The organism is Pseudomonadota bacterium, from assembly GCA_039028155.1.
In the GTDB taxonomy this organism is placed as follows: domain Bacteria; phylum Pseudomonadota; class Alphaproteobacteria; order SP197; family SP197; genus JANQGO01.
Genome location: JBCCIS010000020.1, coordinates 24,315 through 43,477, shown reverse-complemented (window position 1 = coordinate 43,477; position 19,163 = coordinate 24,315). Strand labels below are relative to the sequence as shown.

Here is a 19,163-nt window from a genome sequence, read left to right as displayed (position 1 = left end):
TGGAGCGTCGTGAAACCCACTGCACCGGTCCGAACTGGCACTAGCTGTGGGCCCAGAACCCAATTTTTCGAAGAGGAAACCGTTCATCCCAAATCGATATTCTCAATAAGGAAGACAGACATGACACAGGAAGAATCGAACGTCGCAATTTTGAAGGGTGCTTACGATGCCTGGCACGAAACGAAGGGTGACTCCAATGTCTGGATGGACATTCTAGCCGACGAGATTGCTTTTGGCTCGGCAGCGGACGGGAGACCCGGGCTCGATTTTACGAAGGCCCGCGCCTCGAAACAGGAGGTTGCCGAGTACTTCGAGGGGCTGAAGCAAGATTGGGAGATGGAGTTTTACCACATCAATGAGTTCGTCGCGCAGGGTGAGCGCGTCGTGGCGCTGGCTGAAGTGTCATGGATAAACCGGCAGACCGGCAAACCGCTCAGAATGCCCAAGGCCGACGTGTGGATGTTGAAGGACGGCAAGGTAACGCAGTTCATGGAGTTCTATGACTCCCAACCAGCGATTGAGGCGACCCAAAACTAACGCGCTTGTCTAACCCGCCATCCATGCCGCCGCGCGGTTCATGGAAACTGGCGTTAAGCTCCGTTAATCTCCCGGCCAAGGGAGGTCAATCCATGGAGCGCCGTCTGGCCGCCATACTCGCTGCCGATGTGGTCGGCTACACGCGCCTCATGGGCAGGGATGAGGCGGGAACGCTGCGTCGTCTGACCGAGCTTCGCCAACAGCATCTGGAACCGCTGATCGCCAACCACCACGGCCGCGTCTTCAAGCTGACGGGAGACGGCTTCCTGATCGCGTTCGCCAGCGTGGTCGACGCGCTCGCCTGCGCGGCAGCGTGGCAGGACACCGTTGCCGCCGAGGAGGCGTCGACCGAGGACGACCGGCGGTTTGCCTTTCGCATCGGTATCAACCTTGGGGATGTCATCGTCGAGGGCGACGATGTGCACGGCGACGGCGTCAACATTGCCGTCAGGATCGAGAATCTGGCCGATGCCGGCGGCATCTGTCTGTCCGAAGACGCCTATCGACAAGTGAGAGGCAAGATCGATCTGACCTTCGACGACCTCGGTGAGAAGAGTCTGAAAAACGTGGCCGAGCCGGTTCGCGTTTTTGGCGTCGCCGACGTCACAACGGGCGCCCCACCCGTACCCGCGATGTCAGAAGCGCTGACGCTGCCCGACAAACCGTCGATTGCCGTGCTGGCCTTTGACAACATGTCCGCCGATACCGAGCAGGAGTTTTTTTCCGACGGCATTACCGAAGACATCATCACGGAGCTGTCGCGTTTCTCCGAACTCTTCGTCATCGCCCGCAACTCGTCCTTTGCCTACAAAGGACGGTCCGTCGACCTGGCGCAGGTCGCCGAAGAGCTCGGCGTTCGCTACATCCTGGAGGGCAGCGTCCGGCGTCTGGGCCATCGTTTGCGCATCAATGCGCAGCTGATCGACACCAAAACCGGCGGTCACATCTGGGCCGAGAAGTACGATCGCCAGGTCGAGGATATCTTCGAGCTTCAGGAAGAAGTCACCCGCAGCGTCGTCAGCAACATCGCGCCCCAGATCGAACTGGCGGAGGTCGAGCGCGGCCGCGCGGCCGGGGGCACGGACGTTTCCGCCTATGAGCTGGCGCTGAAGGCTCAAGGCCGTCTTTACGACGCCTTGCACCTGGCGGATTCAAGCCTGCTGGACGAGGCGATGGCGACGGCCGATGCAGCGCTAAACCTCGACCCCCGCAACACCCATGCGCTTTGGACCAAGGGCATGGGCTACTTCTACCCCCATGTTTACCGCTGGGGCGACGACCCCGACGCCCTGCTTCCCTTGGCCAATGAGATCGCCAACCGCCTGGTCCAGATCGATCCGGCGAACGCCAAACCCTACATCCTGCGCGCCTGGGTCAGCCTCTACGACAAGGACTTCGATGGCGCGATCGCCGATCACCGGCGCGCGCTCGCCCTCAATCCCAACCTCGCCTCTAACCTGTTCGCGATGGCGTGGAGCGAAAGCGCGGCAGGCCTGGCCGATGACGCGCGCCAACACGCCCAGATGGCGCTTCGGCTGAGCCCACGTGACAATTACACCTGGCTGGGCGAAGGCTATGGCGCGATGGGACTGGCGAGCTTTACCGAAGGCGACTTTGACCAGGCGCTTGCCTGGCTGCGTCAATCGATTCAGATGCACGCGCGCATGCCGGTCTGTCAGGCGCTGATGATCGCGACCAGCGCCTATTTGGGCAACATGGACGCTGCGAACCAGCACGCCGCCTTTCTGGACGGCTTCGCGCCCAAGTTCGTGCCGGGCGTGCTCGCGGGCCGCATCGAAGTCTGCAAGCTGCCCGAGCACAACGCGCTCCTGATCGAAGGGCTACGCAAGGCCGGGCTATAGGCATAGGCGCGCGCAAAAGACAGCTTGCGAATGTGAATGCGCCCCGGCCGGTTTCGCTGGACCCCGCGGCATTGTTCTTCCACCATGACGTGCCCGGTTGCCGGGTGGCCGCTGGCGTTTCGGCGCCGGCCCTGTTGTTGGGACGCGGGCCCATGAGGGTGCGAGGTTTCGATGCCGGTAACCGGTCAAGCTGGGTGCTTCTGGCGCTCTTCCTGGCGGTCGTCTGGAGTCTGTCGGGCCTGATCTTCCGCATGGTCGAGGAAGCGGACGCGGCCCAGCTTATCTTCTATCGCGGTATTGCGCTCTCGAGCTTTCTGGTCGGCCTGGTCGCGTTTCGGTATCGCGGCGGTACGATCCGGGCGTTCCGCGCCATCGGCGGTGCCGGCCTGACAGCAGGTGCCAGCCTCGGCATCGGTTCGGTCTTCTTCCTCTATGCGATCATGAACACGACGATCGCGAACGTCAGTTTCATCATCGCGTCGACGCCGTTCCTGGCGGCAGCACTCGCCTGGGTCGTGATGCGCGAGCGGGTGGGGTCGCGCACGCTTGCCTCGTGCGGACTGGGTCTGATCGGCGTCACCGTTATGGTGTGGGAGGGTTTTGCCTTTGGCGGTTGGTTCGGCAACCTGGCCGCGCTGGGCTGCGCGTTCCTGATGGCCGGCTATACGGTGGCGCTGAGGCGCGGCAGCCAGGTCGACATGATGCCGGCGGTCGCGTTGAGCGGGTACATCGCCGCCCTGACCGCCGTGACCTTGATCGACAGCTTCGCGATCAGCTGGCACGACTTTCTTTTGGCCGCGCTGCAGGGCGTCATTATCAGCGCGCTGTGCAACACCGCCTTTGCCTACTGCGCGCGCCACATCCCGGCGGCCGAGCTCACCCTTCTCTCGATGCTGGAGACCGTGCTGTCGCCGTTCTGGGTCTGGCTGGTCATCGCCGAGACACCGGAAGGCGCGACGCTGATCGGCGGCGCCGTCGTGTTGGCCGCAATCGGTTTCGAGGCGCTGTGGCCACTGCGCCAACGCTTGCTGCGGCGCGCGCGCAGTGTCGGGCGGTAGATCACGACGGCGCGCGCAGTTCGCCCGCGAGCGCGACGACATCCTGAGGGAACGGGCCAGCCGGGCGGAACATTTCGAACAGCAGATCGGTGCCGTTCCAGAAGGTGATGAGCCCCTCGCCGCGCGACGTGCCGATTTCCGCGCGGGTGACGAGATCCCAGTCGATGTGGGCGTGGTGGGTGCAGTCGCCGACATCCAGCCGATCCTCCTCGCCATAACGGCGAATGGTGAAGGTGCCGACCAGATTGGCGCTGACGCTGTCGCCGCCGTTCGAAAAAATCAGGTCGCCCGAGCCGCAGACCGCGTCCATCAGCGCTCGCTGGGCCGCGTTCATGGGTTTCCGGGGTCGCGCCATCGCCACCTCTCCAAGCAAGGGGCCGATACCTTAGATCGGATCGCCGGGGGATTGAACAGCCGCGTGGCGCGGCCGCCTCTATCGCCGGTGCGCCTCAGTCCTCGCCCGGCTGGCTGGCCACGGCCTGCAGGCCGGTTTTGAGTTTGACGTAGACGGGAACGCCGAGGAGCAACAGGAGCAGTCCCCACAAGGCCGCCTGGGGGCCGGAACCGTAGATCGTCCACATGGAGAACACGAAGGCGAGCATGGCAATCGGCAGATGTCGGCGCGTCCCCATGACGCTGACATCCCGGCCCAGGTTGCGCAGGATGACGCCCTCGGCGAAGCAACAGAAGACGAAGGGCACCATGTAGACGGTCATGGAGAGGTCGACGATGAAGTCGTAGATCTCGATCAGCGCCTTGGCGCCCGACACCTGCATCAAAAGGATCGCAGTCGACAGGCTGACGGAGAGCGCAATGCCCTTGGCCGCCACGCCGTTACGGTTGAGCTCGCTGAAGATCTTCGGCAACAAGCCATGGCGCGAGGCGGCCAGCGGCACCTGCGACATCAACAGCGTCCAGCCATTCAGCGCCGCGAGCGACGAGAGGATCACGGCCGCGGCCATGATGTAGCCGGCGACCGGTCCCCATATGTCGGTCGCCGCATCGGCGAACGGCGCATTCGACTTGGCAAGCGCGTCGAGCCCGATGATCCCCATCGTCGACATGGTGCCGGTGACGTAGATGACGACCGCGGTCAGCGTGCCGGCGATGGTTGCGATCGCGATGGTGCGTCGCGGGTTCTTGACGTCGCTGGCCGGAACGGTCGCCGACTCCATGCCCGCGAACGCGAACATGATAAGCGGCGCCGTCGCCGAGAGCGCCAGGAAGAACGGCATCGACGACGGATTGATCGGCGTAAACTGACCCCAGTCCACCCATAAGAGGCCAAGCAGCGACACGGCGAGCAGCGGCACCAGTTTGGTGCCGACAAGGATAAGCTGGATGCGGCCGGCTTCCTTGACGCCCAGCATGTTGGCCAGGGCGACGGCCCACATGGCGATCAGTGCGATTATCGTGTTGGAAAGGGGGACGTCGCCGAAACCCGGCACGAAGACATGCATGTAATCGACGATCGCCAGCGCGATCGCCGGCAACGACGCCCAGATCGCGATCCAATAGCCCCATGCCGCCAGGAACCCGGCGAAGTCGCCGAAGGCGCTGCGTACGTATGCGTAAGGCCCGCCGGTCTCCGGCATCAGGCGGCTGAGCCGGACGAAGACGATGCCCAGCGACAGGGCGCCGACCGCGATGACAACCCAGCCGATCAGCGCAACCGCGCCGTAAGGCGCCAGCGCGGCGGGGACCAGGAAGAAACCGGCACCGACAATGTTGCCGATGACGAGCGCCGTGCACGACCACACGCCGAGCGCGTGCGGCGGCCCGTCGGCCGCCCTGCCCCCGCCATGTGCGGAGGAGGCCGCGCCTTCCCGCCTCCGATTAACGGCCGGTTCAATCGTCACCCAACACCCCTTCTTCGCGGACGCCTCACGCGACCGCGACCTATAGCGCGAGGCGGCGCGAACCGGCGCCACCTCTGGGTCTATGGACCTGGGCCGGCGCCACGCTTAGGTTGGCTGTCGACCCTGATCGGCGTGTCCGGTTCGCCTCGCCTCAGATCGCAGGGAACCAGAAACCAGAACCCTACACGAGAGGCCGGCGTCATGTGTAATCTGTATTCCATGACCTCGAATCAGGAGGCGATGCGCCGCCTGTTCAAGTTCTCCAGCATGCAACTAAACCTGCCCTCGCTGCCGGCGATTTTCCCCGGTCACGATGCGCCGGTTGTGCGGTTGACCGGTCAGGGCGAACGCGAACTGGTCATTGTCTCCTGGGGCTTCGTCTTGCCGCAAAAGGACAAGGCGCCGAAACGGGTCACCAACGCGCGCGCCGACAAACTGAACCAAAGTCCATTCTGGAAAGGCTCGTTCGAAGAACGCCGCTGCCTGGTGCCCGCGTCCAGTTTCGCCGAACCGAAGGGCAAGAAGCCGGCGGTCTGGCATTGGTTCGGCATGGCGGGCGACGAACCGCGCCCGCTGTTCGCCTTCGCCGGGCTGTGGCGTTCCTGGCGCGGCCGGCTGAAGGACGAATTCGTCGAGATGGACGTGATGGCGATCGTGACGACAACGCCCAACGACGTCGTCAAACCGATCCACCCCAGCCGCATGCCGGTGATTGTCGATGAAAGTGACTACGATACCTGGCTTACCGCCGCGCCCGTTGACGCCTTCAAACTCGCCCGCCCCTACCCTGCCGAGAAGATGCGCATTGTCCACAAGGGAGAAACGAAGGACGACGCCGAGGCGGCTTAGCATCGAGCGGCGGTCTGAGGGTTCTGAGGATGCCGCCCGCCTGACTGCAGGGCTCTGGGTAAGATTTACAAACACGATGCGCTGAAACGTCCGAGCGCTTTTCGCTCATCGGTTCGATATCACGTCCGATCTGTCAACGGCCGCCCGGCGGTTGCGGTCTAGCGGAACGGAATCGTGGCGCCGCACGGCCCGGCGTGGCAGGCTTCGTTTCGAACTCACCTAGCGGGCATCTTTCCCATCACCACATCTGAGAACCAGGACGTGCCGGATAACGGTGCATCGCCATCACAGAGAAAACGCGTCGCGGCCAGCGGTGTCGTCGGCAACGTGCTGGAGTGGTACGACTTCTCGCTCTATGGCTACCTCGCGCCGATCACCGCGCCGCTGTTCTTTCCCTCCGACGATCCCCTGACCTCGCTGGTCCAGTCATTTGCCGTCTTCGCCATCGGTTTCGTGGCGCGCCCCATCGGCGGCGTTATCTATGGCCACATCGGCGACCGCATGGGCAGGCGACATCTGCTGATGCTGTCGGTGGTGGCGATGGCGGTGCCGACGGTGCTGATGGGCCTTTTGCCGACCTATGAGGCAATCGGCATCGCGGCACCCATCCTGCTCGTCGTCCTGAGGCTTGTTCAGGGTTTGTCGGCGGGCGGCGAATTCTCAGGTTCCATCATCTTTCTGGTCGAGCATGCGCCGCCGGGCCGACGCGGCTTCATGGGCAGCCTGTCGAACTTCGGCGCCATGATCGGCGGCCTGCTCGGCCTCTTTGTCGGCTGGCTGGTGACCGAATGGCTGGACGCGGAGACCATGAGCGACTGGGGCTGGCGCATACCGTTCCTGGCCGGCGTCCTGGTCAGCCTGTTCGGCCTGTGGGTGCGCAAGGGCATGCCGGATTCACCGGCCTATGTCAGTCTGCAAAAGGCTGGCCAGATCTTGCGCAATCCCATCGTCAACGCGTTCCGGCACCAGTCGCGCCCGATGCTGATCACCGTCGGCCTCAACTGGATCGTCTCGGCCGGCTACTACGTTGTGTTCGTCTGGCTGATCACCGATCTCACCAAGGTCGCCGGCCTCGACATGCACGACGCGATGGGCATCGGTGTGTTGGGGCTTGCCTTCGGCATGGCGCTGACGCCGGTCATGGGGCACCTCTCCGACCGCATTGGGCAACGCGCCATGCTCGTCATCGCATCGCTCTTGACCGCGGTCGCGGTCGTGCCGCTTCTGCTGCTCGCCGACATCGGGACCTACGGCAGCGGGCTTGCCGCGCAGCTCGGGCTCGCGTTCTTGATGGCCATGCTGCTCGGCACTATGCCCGCCGTGTTCGTCTCGTTGTTCACGGCCGACGCACGCTGTTCCTCGATGTCGATCGGCTACAACGCGGCACTCGCGCTCTTTGGCGGCACCTCGCCGCTAATCGCGACCTATCTGGTCGACGTCACCGGCTGGAGCGGCGCGCCCGGCCTTTACCTCGCCGTCACGGCGCTGGTCTGCCTGGCGCTGGTGCCCTTCGTGCCACGGTCCATGACAGACTAGTCGTCAATCTCGACGACGACGTGGGAATCGAGCACCAGGTCACACTCAAGACACTGGATCGAGCCATCCGAAAACAGCCGCCAATGGGTCTCGTCGCACTCCGGGCAGGCGATGCGCGCCAGTTCGACCTGGGGCTTAAAGACGATGACGTTGTCGTCGTCCATCAGGCATCACCGTCGGTGGGATCTGATACCGTCTGATCCTGGCCATCGCGGTCCTTGGCCGCCTGCCACAGCCGGTTGGCCTCGCGGACGTCTGTGCGCACACGGGCCTCCCATTCGGCGATCATTTCCTCTTCGGTCATCTCGCCGCGACCGGCCCGGCCGACAAAACCGACCGTCCACTGGATGAGTTCAAGACCGGCCGCGATGTAGGGCCAGGCCGTTACAAGACTTGCCGGCAACGCCATCTCACGTTTCCTCCACCGATTGGCTCAAGACGATCAGCTCGTAAAGCGAGGTCTGGATGGTTGAGAGCGCTATGGAAATGGCCAGCGGGTCGACGGGCGCCGGCCCATCGCAAACCGGATTGATGACCGCGCGCGCCGTATCCACCGTCAGCACCTGTTCGCTGCCAAGTTGCCCGGAGGCATGCGCCACCGCCGCCACCCTGAGCGCGGCGGCATAGGCGCGGCAGGCATCCGTCAGGCTGTTGAACACCGCCTGGCGCTCAGAGACCGAGCCGGTCGTTGCCGTGCATCCGGTCACCGTCATGGCGGCGACCAGACAGGCCCATGCCAGGGGCCGCCTTAGGAACCTACGCATATCAAACGCTCCGGTTCGGCACGAGCCAGACTAGGATCGGCGTCAGGCCGGCGATGACGACGGAAACCGTCTGTTCATCCCAGCCGAGATCAATGCCGAGGAACGTGTTGGCCAGAAACGCCGCGGCCATGACGACCGCGGTCAACGCCTTATCGATCGATGTGAACATGGGACCTCTCCGGTTGTTGCAACGAAAAAGGGCGGCTCCGAAGAACCGCCCTTTGTGGGTGTGTGCTTGATAGAAGAGCGTTTCGCCGCCGCTACGTTCGAAGCGCGGCGCCCCGTGGCTTGACGTCGCTCGGCAATTCCGCGTCGATTTCGGCGCGGCTGATGACGTTCTTCTTGATGGCGGCCTTCTCCAGCGCCTCCAAGCGATCCTCGATCGAGGCCTGCCGCCTGTCCTCGCCTGCCGCCCGCCATTCTGAAAACCAGCTGACGAGCTGCGTCGCTGTGGGCTTCGCGCCCTGATCCTTCGGCCAGGCGGTGATTTCGATGGCGCCGGTGTCGTCGTTTTCTCTTGTCTCGATGCCCTCGACGCCCGCGAACTTCCATTCCAGGACATTGGGGATCTTGCGCGGTGGGATAGCCATGTCGTCTGCTCCTCTAGTACGCCGACAACAGCTCGAGCACGCGCAGGCCGGACGTAAAACCCCCGCCGCCTTTGTCGCCGTCGCTCGAACGGTTCGTGTAGAGCGTGCCGGCACTGGCGGAGCCGACCCTGAGTTTCCACGTGTGCTGCACGCCGGCACTATGGCCGGTGTGGTGATGCTGCAGATGCAGTCGGAGCATCTGCGCGGCGGCGGAGCCGGACGATGCCGCGACCCGGCGGGCGCTGGTTTCGCTATCCAGGAACAGCGCGCCCCAGAACTCGACATAGCTCGTACCATGTCCGCCGTTCCACCAGGCGTCGACCCATAGCGTGCTGTCCGAGCGGAACGGTGTGTAGTTGATAGTCCGGATCTCGTTGCCTTCGGTCGATTGCGGGATCGTGTCGTCGTCGGGGATTGTCGTCGTGCCGGTCGCCTCGGCCGACGTAAACGACCAGGCCCAACCGATGACACCGGAATTGAGCATGAATCCGTTGGCGCGAAGCACGTTGGTCACGATCACCTGATTGTTGGCGAGCGCGAACAGCTCCCAGATGTCACCGGCCTCAACCGTGATGTTGGCGTCGCGCGGTGTGATCAGACTCGTTCCGTTGTAGTTGATCATCGGCGTCGACAGAAAACGCAACCAGAAGCGCGTGCCGGCGGTCACGGTCATCGCCGTGATTGGACCGGTCGAACCCGTCACGTCGAAGAAGTTGCCGTCACTGCCGATGACCAGTGTCGCTGCGCTGGCAATGTTCGCACCCTTGGCCAGGCGGGATTGGCCGCTATGCGTCGTCACCCCGGAGAACGTCTTGTTTCCGGCAATGGTCTCATTGCCGGTCAGGCCGGCCGCGCCTAGGGTCGTGCGCGCTGTCGCTGCGTCACCGTCGTCAAGCAGCGTATCGATATAGGCCGACACCGGCTGAAAGTCCGACGTCGTGCCCGCCGCGGCGATCGGTTTGCCGGTCGCGTCGAAGGCCAGGAACTTGCTCGCGCGCAGGCTGTCGATCGGCAAGGACAGGTCCGCCGCCGTATCGGATGACGGCACGACCAGCGCGCGCGACGCGGCCTCGTCCTGCTGCTGTACCAGCATGGTCAGCTTGTCCAGCGCCCGCTCGTGGGTTTCCGCTGGAAAGTTGTCGTTCTCGCCGTAGTCGACCTCCTGCGTGCGCGGCACGTTGCGCGTGATCACCAGGGTCTCACCGGACGCCGGCGTGTAGTTCGTCGGCGATGTCTTGACCGTCAGCGTGCCGCTGGTACCACCGGTTCCGCTCAACGTGTACTGCGTGCCTTCGGTCCATGCGGTTTCGCCACCCTGGGCATCGCGCAGGATGACCTGAACGTGGCTTTTCTCCAGAAACCGAAACGTGACCGTGAATACCGTTGTCGAACCGTTGCCGGCATAGGAGACCTTTGCCGTCGCGCTTGTTACTGCCATGCGCTTCTCCGTAAGCTCTGATACCGCCAGGCGGTTCCCGACGGGACAATGGCGCGTGGCGCCATCAGGTTTTGATCAGAAAGTTGACGACCGTGAACGGCGGCATGTTGTTGTGGGCGTTACCGCCGCCCGTGCTGCCGGTAACCGACGTTCCGCCGACCGTGTTGCCGGCACCGCCCGGACCTGATGCCGTCCCGCCGGGTGAGTCGAAACCCTGGTGCGTATGCGCCGGCATTTCGTCGACGCTCAGCGTGTGGTTTTCGGCGCCGCCTTCATTGCCCTCGTTACGCGTGCTTAGCCCACCATCGGCGCCATTCGGCAGAGCCGCATCGTTCGTACCCAGCGCAAAGCGCGCCCTCAGGTCCGGAACATTGAACGTTGTGCTGCCGTTACCGGCGCCATAGGTCGTGGCGATCACGGCGAACAAATCCGCATAGGTCGTGCGCGACACCGCCTGGCCATCGCACAAGAGCCAGCCGCTCGGTTCGCTGCCGCCGCCGGCGCCGTACATGACGATGGAACCCGCCGGCAGGAGCGACGTCCAAACCGCGTCCGTGCCATTGCTGCTCAGGACCTGGCCGTTGCTGCCCAGCGCGACCCGTTCGGCCACCCCCGATGCCCCGGCCCGCACGACGTCGCCGCGCGTCGTCATCACGTTCGCAAGCGCCCCCAATGTCGCCCGCGCCGCCGCCGCGTCGCCGTCATCCAGTAGCGTGTTCATGAACGTCGAAACCGGTGTTAGGTCCGCGCTGGTCCCCGCCGCGGCGATCGGCTGGCCGGTACCGTCGAAGGACAGGAACTTCCCGGCGCGCGCGCTGTCGATCGGCATGGCGATGCTCGCCGCCGTATCGGAGACCGGCACCGTCACCGCGCGCGCCAGGGTCTCGTCGAGCTGCTGCGCCAGCATGGTCAGCTTGTCGAGCGCCGCCTCATGCGTCTCGGCCGGGAAGCTGTCGTTCTCGCTATAGTCGGTCTCCTGGGTCACCGGCACCATGCGTCGGATCACCAGGGTCTCGCCGCTGGCCGGCGTATAGTCATCCGGGTCGGTCAAGACGGTCAGCGTGCCGCCGGCGGCCTCGCCTTCGCCTTCCAGCGTGTACTGTGTGTTCTCGACCCAGGTCGTTTCGACGCCCGCGGCGTTGCGCAGGATCACGTCGACATCGCTGTTGGCGAGAAACCGGAAGGTCACCGCGAACACCGTGGTCGAGCCGTTGCCCGCATAGGACACCTTGGCCGTGCTGCTGGTCAGCGTCATGCCGTCCTCCAAGTCATGATGAGAGAGTGCGCGCCGTCGCCGAGCGGAACCGCGCCTCAAATAGTCGGCGCCGCGCCTTGAACGTCGCGGCAAGCCACCCATATGTTCTTACTGCGTTCTCCAGGACATCGTTGATGTCAGCCGGAGCAACCACGTGATCGGGCTCTGAGTTTCGGACTCGGTTCGGTTTCGGACGTGGCTCGGGCACCTCTGGCTGTCCCGGCACTGGAGAACGCACCGCGCTTTCCCACCCCTCAAAGCAGCCGGTCGGCCAGGAACAGGATCACAGCACCCTGGCCGCCGACGAGCGTCGCGACCATCCACCACTGGGCGCGCTTCAGGCCCATCATCTGGTCGCGCGCCTCGCGCCAGCGTTCGGCGCATTTGTCCTCGTGGTCGTCGATCTTCTGGTTGGCCAGCGCCGCCTGCTGGCGCGCGTAGTGGTCCTCAGTCATCGCCGGAACCATCGCCATCCCCGTCATCACCATCTCTGCCGACAGCTGACGGCCCGACGTCATGCGCCTCGGCATGCACCGCCATAAGATACCGGCGATAGTCGATGGGCGTGGCGAAGATCACCGGCAGGCCGGTCATCGCCTGGCGCGCGGCGACCAGCACGCCCACCACCTCGCCCGTCGCCACATCCACCACCGAGGAGCCGGACGAGCCCGGCGCGCCGAAGATCTGCATCAGGATATAGTTGTCCATGTCGTTGCCCGGCCGCTCGAACCGCCCGGCGACGATGCCCTCATAGACGATCTTCGACACCCCCAGCGGATAGCCGACAATGGCGAGCTTGGCGCCATAGACCAGGTGGCCGCTGCCGGCCGCCAGCGGCGCCACCAGCACGTCGGCGCCCGCCATCAGGAACAGCGCCATATCCGTTTCCGGCTCGCCATAGGCGCGCGGATAGGCATCCGCGTTGACCGCATAGTGCGGGATCTTCCACGCGGTCACTGGGCGCAGATTGTTGTCGCCGAAATTGATCAGATAGCTCACGCCGCGCTGCAGGCAGTGATAGGCGGTCAGGATCACCGTCTGCCCCTGATGCCGGTCGACCGCCGTCGCCGTGCACAGGAACTTCAGGTCGCCGTCGCTTTCCAGCGCATAGAGCGCACCGACCGAGGGCGAGACCGCGGCAAAGGTCTCGATCAGCGCCTCGCGCTCGGTCTCCGCGCGCGCACCGCCGCCGGCTGCGCCCGCGGTCACAAAAAGGGCGGCCAGCGCGGCCAGCCCAAGGGTTCTGAGGCATCGCATGATGGAGTGATCCCAGATGTTTGAAGGAGGTTCGGATAACGCGTAGGTCGCCTGGGTACGGGCGGTGGGTCCCGCGATCGGCTCAAGCCAGCGCTTATCTAAGATTGTATTCTTAAGAGCGACACATCCGTATTTGACATACAGTTCAGATCACACTAGTGTTCGCTCTGCGTTCTCCAGCACGTCTTGGGCGTATGCTGGGGTGTTTATCGCATGATCGGGATCCCGATTTTTTGGATTCGGGCCGTTTCGGACGTCAAACCTCGGGCATGCGGTGCTTTGGCACGATCGGGGCACCGAGTTAATCGCTCGGTTCGTTTTGGACGTTTCATCTCGGGCGTGTTGTGTGGCTGCTAAGTGATCGGGCCATCAGCCTAAAAAACTGGGACGTTTCGGACGTGGAGGCCCGGGCACTTGGCAAACGATCCAGCGCTGGAGAACGCACGCTGCATCGCAGTGAACGTTTCGATCAGCGGACACCACTGGGCGTGGCGGCCGGTTTGACGGCGCGGCGTCCTCGGATTATGTCACGCCTCGCGTTCTCCCAGTGCGGTTTTGGACGTAACCTCAGGCATCGCAAGATGATGGAGGCCTGGGAGGCGCAACCACCTAGTGGCGCTCAGTCAGCTGTCTTTCTTGCTTTGGCCGTCGCGCTTCTCTGTGCGGCGGCTTTCTTCCGCTTCGTCGCGTTTCTTCTCTTCCCACCACTGTCGAAATGCCGTCACCCTTTTTGTCGTGAACGGGTGCACCGCTTCAAAACCGACGTCGAGTGTCGGCTTGTTCTTCTTGTCCGGCACATCCTTAAGAAGGTCGATGAACTCCTGACATTCCTGGTCAAGGTCGCGGCGTTCTTCTTCCGTCAGAGACGGGTTGTACCAGACATTATCTTTCTTCTCGCCGCTCATGTGGGAATCTCCTCAAGGCGAGCTAACGTTGCTCAACCTGCGCTCCGCGCATTACCCATCACGACGACTGAAGACATGTAGTGGGCCGAAAGCCACATTTGCGTTCAGCCATTGCCGTCACTACTTCCCTTTTTCACGTTCTCCGCCGCCTGTTCAGCTCGCCACTGTCTGTAAGCCGTCTGCCGCAGAGGCTCGCCCGGTCGCACAAACTCGAACTCAACATCGAGCCTTTGTTTGTTCTTTTTCTCAGGTCTGTCCGTCACGCCATCCATGAGCTCGTGATACTCGCGATCTCGTTGACGCCGTTCATCTTCCGTTAGCTCCGGATTGTACCAGACCTTACCCTTCCTCGGCCTCATGCTGTTATCTCCTCAGAGACGTCACCACCGCTAGGCGTCGTTCTATGAATCCTCGTTCGTATCTTTGTTGCTGCCCGGCCCTTTCGCCAGTCGCTCGGCTTTCTCGCGCTTCCACTTTTCGTGAGGCGTCTCCGGCGCCGGTTCACCTATCTTTAGGGGGCGAAAGCCAACTTCGCCTGACTTCGTTGGCTTGACTTTCGGTAACCTCTGCAGCCTGGGAATGAGCTCCTTGTCTTCTTCTTCCAATCTTCGACGCTCTTCGTCGGACAGGCTTGGATTGAACCACTTCTCTCCCTTTCTCATTCAACGACCTCCCTCAGTTTGATGAGCAGACGTCCCTCCGGACCACCTCCCTCAACAAACTCTGTCACGATAAATCTCGTCTTCGGCAAGAACAGCACCTCCTCGTCGAGGGGGTTGAACGCCATTGGCGAAAAGTACCGCGCGCTCGATGCTTCTATCTTCATATAGACATTACCGGTGTAGGTTAAAGCCCTATCCTCCAAAAGCGACGCGCTCATGAAAGCTGCATCGTCAATACTTCCCTTCAGTCGAATCTCTTCAATCAACGCGTCGGGTAAACTGGCGACACGATAGAAAGTTTGTTGCCCCGTGGTCGGCAAGCTCAGAAGTGCCGACTCCAGATCGTCGGAGAACGACGACAACGCATCTGTCATCGGAATCAACCCACGCTTCGCACTGTTCAGTTCGTCGTGGATCGAGACCGCGACTTGTTCCCCATTCAGCGTGAATGGATCAAGCGGACGTCGCGTGTAGACGTGAAGGGCATAAGCCTGCGGGTCGGTCAAAGACGAGAACGGCCCGCCGGCCTTCACGGCTAGGCTTCGCGCATGGCTCGTCATGAAAGCCTCGACTCCCTCATCGCTCAGCCCCACCAGTCGCGGTGGCGTATCATCGGTGCTTTCTGGCGTCGATGACTGAGGGATCTGCTCGAGATCGCCTTCGGCCTGTGTACCGCCGTCGAGCATCCGGCGGTTGCCGGCGGCCACGATGTTGATGCCCAGCCGTAGTGCCTGGTCGTTCAGCGCATCCGCGACCTCGTCCAGCCCGCGCATGCGCCGCACCAGGTTGCGCATGCCCGGCAGCAGCTTCAGCACGCCCTTGGTCAGACGCACGCCCGGACCCAGCAGCGGCACCGCCCCCAGGGTCGAGATCGTGCCGCGCAGCAGGTTGTCCAGCGCGCGGTCCGTGTCGCCGTCCGCCAACGCGCTCACCGCGATCGCGAATGCGTCGATCGCGTCGACGGCGCTGATCACCTCGCCCGTGCCCGGCAGGATTTCGAACAGGAACCCGACGAGCTCGCGGGTGTCCTCGCCCATCCGGCCGTCGGAGCGGATGTATTCCTCGATCAGCCTCCCGAGCTTGTCGAACTCGTCGGCGCCCAGTTCGACGACGTCGCCGGTCTCCAGGTCGACGATCTCGGCGGAGACCGGCACCCCGTTCTCGTCGGTCGTCCAGTTCTGGACCTTGATCGTGCGGTAGTTCTCGGCCGGGATCTCCGGCCCTTCAACAAGACCCGTCAGCTCATTCAGAACATGGATGCTCTCGACAGCGCCTCATGGTCAGGTGAAAGCCCACGTGAGCGAAACAGGCTGAACTCTTCGGTCGACCCCAGTTAAGTTGCCTGCAGGCCAAACCCGAGTTTCAACCTATGTCGTGTTGTCCATGGCTCTAGTTCGAATGTGCGAAGCACACACCATCGCTCACGACAAACAGCCAAGGACATCAGCGCTCGTCGCTGTCCTTGTTCGTGCGCTCTTCTGCTTCCCGCTTGTCTCGCTTTGCCTTCGCTTTGGCAATACGGTGCTCATCCTCGATAGCCCAACGACGGAACAGTGGATGTTCCATGGGGTCGACCTTTGGCGCCCTCATCAATCGCTCGGCGAACGCTTTCCTTTCCTTTTGACGCTTCTTTTGGTGCTCCGTGAGGTTCTTCACGGTTCCAAACTTCATGGCTCTTTCTCCACAAGTTCAACGTGGATTGTACCATCAGGCTGGGGTTCAACCGAAGTGATATCGAACTCGGTGCCTCGGGGGATGAGTATCTCCTGCTCGAAGTCGGATCGCGCGTACGGCGCAATGTCACAGCCAGAATGGGTCGTTATGATGAACATGTACTTTCGACCACGCGGTGTTCGCGCTTCGTCAAGTGAGGCGCTCATGAAGCCAGGATCGACCCAGGTGCCTCCAGGGAACAGCTTCGCTTCTTGATCGGGCTCCAGGTCAACGGAACGAAAGACCTCTCCCTCAAATGCCGGAAGCTGTTCGACACCCAAATCCATCATATCGATGATCGCATCGATCCTAGGGTCCTCGCCAACGGTTCCGTCGCGAAGCGCATCGTTGACAAGCAGGTATGTCGAATCCCCGCTGCCGATCTTCTCCGTCGTGTAGAGATTGAACGCCGTCCTCGGCTCGTCGTCGAGAGGATCATCATCGGAACTCACGCGGCGATCGCGATTTGCGTCGTCCAAGTGCAGTTGATAGTCCAAGCCCATGGCGTCTCGAAATGCCTGTTTGCGCTCGTCCACCGATGGCAGCGGCACGTTCGCGCCGGACTGACCACCGCCGGTTGACGCTCCGCCGCCAGTCGACAAACCGCCGCCGCCTGACCCACCGCCACCGCCGCCTGAAGTGCGATTGTCGATCGGTAGACCGCCGCCACCTGAGCCACCACGACCGCCGCCTGACGTACGACCGTCGGCCGGCACGCCGCTGCCACCGGCGGACTCGCCGCCAGTCGACACACCATTGCCGCTTAACGTGTCACTGTCAGTCGCCACATCGCTGCCACCGGGCGCGTCGCTACCAGTCGACACACCATCGGCACCCGACCCGTCACCGCCAGTCGTCGCACTGCTGCCGCCTGACTCGTCACCACCAGTCGATGCGCCGTCTTCAGCTTGTGTGCTGTCGGTTGAGGTCGTGGAGCCTTCGTCAGTAGACTCCTGTGGAAGCGGTATCGGGGTATGATCCGTCTCGTCGGCGGAGTCGTCCGGCGGTTCGAGGAGCGGTGTACCGCGCTCGGTCAAGTCATCGGGCTCGACGGTAATCCATCTCACGAGACGCTCCAGAAATCGGCGTGCAGGCTTGATGCCTTTTGCGACGAGTTGTGCGAGCCGCGCAAAAAGAGGGCCAAGTACTGCGGCATTGATCGCCGTAGGTGCGGGCTCGATGGCATCGAGTAACGCGTTTGCTCGGGCTTCATCGAATGAGGCTTCGCTGCTCACGAGCTCGGTTAGTTCTTCGAGGGCATCACGCACCGCTGAACCGGACGCCGCCTTTCCGGCTCCGGCGTCAGGACGAAAGGCCGCGACCGTGCGCAATTCGGGCGCTTCAACGGGCGCGAGCGCATCGGCATTGGGGATCAGGGTGTCGGTGCCGTGGCCATCGAGCGCGATGACGGTGCCCGCGCGCGCCAGTTCGCCGTCGGTGAACGCGGCACCCGCCGCCGCCGGCGCTGCCTCCCGCAGCGCCGCGATCTCGCGCGATGCCATGAGCGCCACCGCCGGGTCCGCGCTTCTGAGATCAAGCACCAGGTCCCGGTGCAGATCATCGGGCACATGACCCAGGCCCGACACCGCCTGCGCGACCGTATCGATGCGTGCCTCAGGGTCCAGACCGGCGAACAGCGCTTCGCCCTCGGCCGCGTACCACAGCTCCGCCGCCAGGCGGTGCTCGCGGTTGCCGGCGTCCAGCGGCGCGCCGCCGGCGGCGGCGTCGCCGGCCAGGTCGATCAGCCGCTCCCGCTCGGCCTGGCGTTCCGCGCTCTCACGTGTGACCCGCGCGAGCTGGCGCCGCTCCGCCGGGCTGATGACGCCGTCTTCGGCCAACTGGTCCGCCTGCCAGCCGACATCCGCGCCCGCCTTGGCGCGGGTCGTCAGCAGCAGCATCCGCTGCCGCCGCTCGCTCTTCCCGGCCCGCTCAAGCGCCTCTTGACCACTTTCGATACTACGCTCCAGGAACGTCGCCTGCCCGTCCGGTAGTTCACCGCTATATTGCGACAACACACCCTCAGCCGCGTCGATCTCGCCACGCGAGACCAGGCCCAGCACGTGGGCCTCAATCAGCTCGCGGTGTGTGTTCGCGATGAAGTTGTCAACCACATCGGCGCCCAGGCCCGGGGTGAACCGTTCGCCCAGCTCGCGCACCTCCTCGAACGATGTCTCCAAGTCGCCCCCGGCGCGCGAGGCCAGCACCAGGCTATCGGCCGATGCGTCCAGCTCGGCCATGGCGCGGTCCATCACCTCGCGGTCCTGCAGGGCCTGCGCCTTGACCACAGCGTTCGCGCGCATGGCCGCGTCGTGGCGTTCGCGGTTCAGCAGCGCGGCGTCGGAGATGCCCGCCGGCCGGTCGGCGCGGTCGGCCTGCTGCGCCTCGGCCACCGCACGCTCGACACCGGACGTGAAGGTCGGCGATGCCGGATCGTCGTCTTCCGTCGCCCGACGTACCAGGATGTCGCGTACTTGACGCGACAACGCCCGGTCCCGCCCGGTGACATAGATCTCGTCTGTCAGATTGGCGATGTGTGGCGGACGATCGTCGGCCGCCGGCTGCGGCACCGGTGTGTTCAACGCGGCAACCTGGTCCGCGGGATCGTTACCGCCACCGTTCAACAGGCCCTTGGTCATGATCGCCTCCAGGCTCTCGGCAAGCGGCACGGCCGCGTCGGCGACCTCACCGGCCAGGAACGAGGCCCTCTCGGGGTCCTGCTGCACAAGGCCCGACTTCTTAGGCAATTGCGCCTGGGTCAAGAAACGCGGGATCACAGGCATGGGAAGATCTCCCCGGTGCCCGGTCGCGTCATGGTCGTTGTCGTCGTCATGATGTGCTCCATCAATAAGGACGTCCTAGAAAGGGCCCGCGCTGTCGC

General features: G+C 63.6%; 22 protein-coding genes. 5 read left to right on the top strand and 17 right to left on the bottom strand.

Annotation, left to right across the window (positions count from 1 at the left end):
* Nucleotides 1-120: 120 nt before the first annotated feature.
* The 3 genes from AAF563_12485 to AAF563_12475 all read left to right on the top strand — a co-directional run bounded on the left by AAF563_12485 (nucleotide 121) and on the right by AAF563_12475 (nucleotide 3,457).
* On the top strand, nucleotides 121-537 hold the full coding sequence (locus AAF563_12485) for a nuclear transport factor 2 family protein (GenBank protein ID MEM7122092.1): 417 nt from the start codon (nucleotides 121-123) through the stop codon (nucleotides 535-537).
* Between the two features lie 92 nt (nucleotides 538-629).
* A complete protein-coding gene (locus AAF563_12480; protein ID MEM7122091.1) occupies nucleotides 630-2,399 on the top strand; it encodes an adenylate/guanylate cyclase domain-containing protein in 1,770 nt (589 codons plus the stop codon).
* A gap of 152 nt (nucleotides 2,400-2,551) precedes the next feature.
* Nucleotides 2,552-3,457, top strand: a complete 906-nt coding sequence (locus AAF563_12475; GenBank protein MEM7122090.1) for a DMT family transporter — start codon at nucleotides 2,552-2,554, stop codon at nucleotides 3,455-3,457.
* Between the two features lies 1 nt (nucleotide 3,458).
* Here the strand turns inward: AAF563_12475 and AAF563_12470 are convergent, their stop codons facing one another.
* Both AAF563_12470 and AAF563_12465 read right to left on the bottom strand, forming a co-directional pair.
* A complete protein-coding gene (locus AAF563_12470) occupies nucleotides 3,459-3,812 on the bottom strand; it encodes a hypothetical protein (protein ID MEM7122089.1) in 354 nt (117 codons plus the stop codon).
* 94 nt (nucleotides 3,813-3,906) lie between these two features.
* Complete coding sequence (locus AAF563_12465) at nucleotides 3,907-5,316, bottom strand: amino acid permease (GenBank protein MEM7122088.1); 1,410 nt, start codon at nucleotides 5,314-5,316, stop codon at nucleotides 3,907-3,909.
* Nucleotides 5,317-5,517: 201 nt separating this feature from the next.
* Between AAF563_12465 and AAF563_12460 the strand changes: the two genes are divergently transcribed.
* Nucleotides 5,518-6,165 carry an SOS response-associated peptidase gene (locus tag AAF563_12460; protein ID MEM7122087.1) on the top strand — a complete coding sequence of 216 codons (648 nt, stop codon included), beginning with the start codon at nucleotides 5,518-5,520 and terminating at the stop codon, nucleotides 6,163-6,165.
* 261 nt (nucleotides 6,166-6,426) lie between these two features.
* Nucleotides 6,427-7,701: an MFS transporter gene (locus AAF563_12455; protein MEM7122086.1), complete on the top strand. Its 1,275-nt coding sequence runs from the start codon at nucleotides 6,427-6,429 to the stop codon at nucleotides 7,699-7,701.
* Here AAF563_12455 and AAF563_12450 read toward each other — a convergent pair.
* From AAF563_12450 to AAF563_12380, 15 genes are all read right to left on the bottom strand, one after another.
* Nucleotides 7,698-7,865, bottom strand: a complete 168-nt coding sequence (locus AAF563_12450) for a hypothetical protein (GenBank protein MEM7122085.1) — start codon at nucleotides 7,863-7,865, stop codon at nucleotides 7,698-7,700. The genes AAF563_12455 and AAF563_12450 overlap by 4 nt on opposite strands.
* The gene (locus AAF563_12445) at nucleotides 7,865-8,110 is read right to left on the bottom strand and encodes a hypothetical protein (protein MEM7122084.1); all 246 of its coding nucleotides are present in this window, start codon (nucleotides 8,108-8,110) and stop codon (nucleotides 7,865-7,867) included. The genes AAF563_12450 and AAF563_12445 overlap by 1 nt, the downstream gene beginning before the upstream one ends.
* Nucleotide 8,111: 1 nt before the next feature.
* The gene (locus AAF563_12440) at nucleotides 8,112-8,465 is read right to left on the bottom strand and encodes a hypothetical protein (GenBank protein ID MEM7122083.1); all 354 of its coding nucleotides are present in this window, start codon (nucleotides 8,463-8,465) and stop codon (nucleotides 8,112-8,114) included.
* Between the two features lies 1 nt (nucleotide 8,466).
* Nucleotides 8,467-8,634, bottom strand: coding sequence for a hypothetical protein (locus tag AAF563_12435; protein ID MEM7122082.1), 168 nt, complete (start codon nucleotides 8,632-8,634; stop codon nucleotides 8,467-8,469).
* Between the two features lie 91 nt (nucleotides 8,635-8,725).
* Nucleotides 8,726-9,055: a hypothetical protein gene (locus AAF563_12430; GenBank protein MEM7122081.1), complete on the bottom strand. Its 330-nt coding sequence runs from the start codon at nucleotides 9,053-9,055 to the stop codon at nucleotides 8,726-8,728.
* Between the two features lie 13 nt (nucleotides 9,056-9,068).
* Nucleotides 9,069-10,493 carry a hypothetical protein gene (locus AAF563_12425; protein ID MEM7122080.1) on the bottom strand — a complete coding sequence of 475 codons (1,425 nt, stop codon included), beginning with the start codon at nucleotides 10,491-10,493 and terminating at the stop codon, nucleotides 9,069-9,071.
* A 64-nt stretch (nucleotides 10,494-10,557) separates the two neighbouring features.
* On the bottom strand, nucleotides 10,558-11,748 hold the full coding sequence (locus tag AAF563_12420) for a tail fiber protein (protein MEM7122079.1): 1,191 nt from the start codon (nucleotides 11,746-11,748) through the stop codon (nucleotides 10,558-10,560).
* Nucleotides 11,749-12,002: 254 nt separating this feature from the next.
* Nucleotides 12,003-12,203: a hypothetical protein gene (locus AAF563_12415; protein ID MEM7122078.1), complete on the bottom strand. Its 201-nt coding sequence runs from the start codon at nucleotides 12,201-12,203 to the stop codon at nucleotides 12,003-12,005.
* Nucleotides 12,196-13,005, bottom strand: coding sequence for a serine protease (locus tag AAF563_12410; protein ID MEM7122077.1), 810 nt, complete (start codon nucleotides 13,003-13,005; stop codon nucleotides 12,196-12,198). The genes AAF563_12415 and AAF563_12410 overlap by 8 nt, the downstream gene beginning before the upstream one ends.
* 623 nt (nucleotides 13,006-13,628) lie before the next feature.
* Complete coding sequence (locus AAF563_12405) at nucleotides 13,629-13,910, bottom strand: hypothetical protein (GenBank protein MEM7122076.1); 282 nt, start codon at nucleotides 13,908-13,910, stop codon at nucleotides 13,629-13,631.
* Nucleotides 13,911-14,014: 104 nt separating this feature from the next.
* Nucleotides 14,015-14,269 carry a hypothetical protein gene (locus tag AAF563_12400; protein ID MEM7122075.1) on the bottom strand — a complete coding sequence of 85 codons (255 nt, stop codon included), beginning with the start codon at nucleotides 14,267-14,269 and terminating at the stop codon, nucleotides 14,015-14,017.
* A gap of 42 nt (nucleotides 14,270-14,311) precedes the next feature.
* Nucleotides 14,312-14,572 carry a hypothetical protein gene (locus AAF563_12395; GenBank protein ID MEM7122074.1) on the bottom strand — a complete coding sequence of 87 codons (261 nt, stop codon included), beginning with the start codon at nucleotides 14,570-14,572 and terminating at the stop codon, nucleotides 14,312-14,314.
* Nucleotides 14,569-15,726: an ADP-ribosyltransferase domain-containing protein gene (locus AAF563_12390; GenBank protein MEM7122073.1), complete on the bottom strand. Its 1,158-nt coding sequence runs from the start codon at nucleotides 15,724-15,726 to the stop codon at nucleotides 14,569-14,571. The genes AAF563_12395 and AAF563_12390 overlap by 4 nt, the downstream gene beginning before the upstream one ends.
* Before the next feature lie 289 nt (nucleotides 15,727-16,015).
* Nucleotides 16,016-16,243: a hypothetical protein gene (locus AAF563_12385; GenBank protein ID MEM7122072.1), complete on the bottom strand. Its 228-nt coding sequence runs from the start codon at nucleotides 16,241-16,243 to the stop codon at nucleotides 16,016-16,018.
* On the bottom strand, nucleotides 16,240-19,065 hold the full coding sequence (locus AAF563_12380; GenBank protein ID MEM7122071.1) for an ADP-ribosyltransferase domain-containing protein: 2,826 nt from the start codon (nucleotides 19,063-19,065) through the stop codon (nucleotides 16,240-16,242). Before AAF563_12380 ends, AAF563_12385 begins: the two co-directional genes overlap by 4 nt.
* Nucleotides 19,066-19,163: the final 98 nt, after the last annotated feature.

Excerpts from the sequence above, each read along its gene's own strand:
- AAF563_12485 (MEM7122092.1), top strand. The coding sequence starts at position 121 with ATGACACAGGAAGAATCGAACGTCGCAATTTTGAAGGGTGCTTACGAT.
- AAF563_12480 (MEM7122091.1), top strand. The coding sequence starts at position 630 with ATGGAGCGCCGTCTGGCCGCCATACTCGCTGCCGATGTGGTCGGCTAC.
- AAF563_12475 (MEM7122090.1), top strand. The coding sequence starts at position 2,552 with ATGAGGGTGCGAGGTTTCGATGCCGGTAACCGGTCAAGCTGGGTGCTT.
- AAF563_12470 (MEM7122089.1), bottom strand. The coding sequence starts at position 3,812 with ATGGCGCGACCCCGGAAACCCATGAACGCGGCCCAGCGAGCGCTGATG.
- AAF563_12460 (MEM7122087.1), top strand. The coding sequence starts at position 5,518 with ATGTGTAATCTGTATTCCATGACCTCGAATCAGGAGGCGATGCGCCGC.
- AAF563_12450 (MEM7122085.1), bottom strand. The coding sequence starts at position 7,865 with ATGGACGACGACAACGTCATCGTCTTTAAGCCCCAGGTCGAACTGGCG.
- AAF563_12445 (MEM7122084.1), bottom strand. The coding sequence starts at position 8,110 with ATGGCGTTGCCGGCAAGTCTTGTAACGGCCTGGCCCTACATCGCGGCC.
- AAF563_12440 (MEM7122083.1), bottom strand. The coding sequence starts at position 8,465 with ATGCGTAGGTTCCTAAGGCGGCCCCTGGCATGGGCCTGTCTGGTCGCC.
- AAF563_12435 (MEM7122082.1), bottom strand. The coding sequence starts at position 8,634 with ATGTTCACATCGATCGATAAGGCGTTGACCGCGGTCGTCATGGCCGCG.
- AAF563_12430 (MEM7122081.1), bottom strand. The coding sequence starts at position 9,055 with ATGGCTATCCCACCGCGCAAGATCCCCAATGTCCTGGAATGGAAGTTC.
- AAF563_12425 (MEM7122080.1), bottom strand. The coding sequence starts at position 10,493 with ATGGCAGTAACAAGCGCGACGGCAAAGGTCTCCTATGCCGGCAACGGT.
- AAF563_12420 (MEM7122079.1), bottom strand. The coding sequence starts at position 11,748 with ATGACGCTGACCAGCAGCACGGCCAAGGTGTCCTATGCGGGCAACGGC.
- AAF563_12415 (MEM7122078.1), bottom strand. The coding sequence starts at position 12,203 with ATGACTGAGGACCACTACGCGCGCCAGCAGGCGGCGCTGGCCAACCAG.
- AAF563_12410 (MEM7122077.1), bottom strand. The coding sequence starts at position 13,005 with ATGCGATGCCTCAGAACCCTTGGGCTGGCCGCGCTGGCCGCCCTTTTT.
- AAF563_12405 (MEM7122076.1), bottom strand. The coding sequence starts at position 13,910 with ATGAGCGGCGAGAAGAAAGATAATGTCTGGTACAACCCGTCTCTGACG.
- AAF563_12400 (MEM7122075.1), bottom strand. The coding sequence starts at position 14,269 with ATGAGGCCGAGGAAGGGTAAGGTCTGGTACAATCCGGAGCTAACGGAA.
- AAF563_12395 (MEM7122074.1), bottom strand. The coding sequence starts at position 14,572 with ATGAGAAAGGGAGAGAAGTGGTTCAATCCAAGCCTGTCCGACGAAGAG.
- AAF563_12385 (MEM7122072.1), bottom strand. The coding sequence starts at position 16,243 with ATGAAGTTTGGAACCGTGAAGAACCTCACGGAGCACCAAAAGAAGCGT.
- AAF563_12380 (MEM7122071.1), bottom strand. The coding sequence starts at position 19,065 with ATGCCTGTGATCCCGCGTTTCTTGACCCAGGCGCAATTGCCTAAGAAG.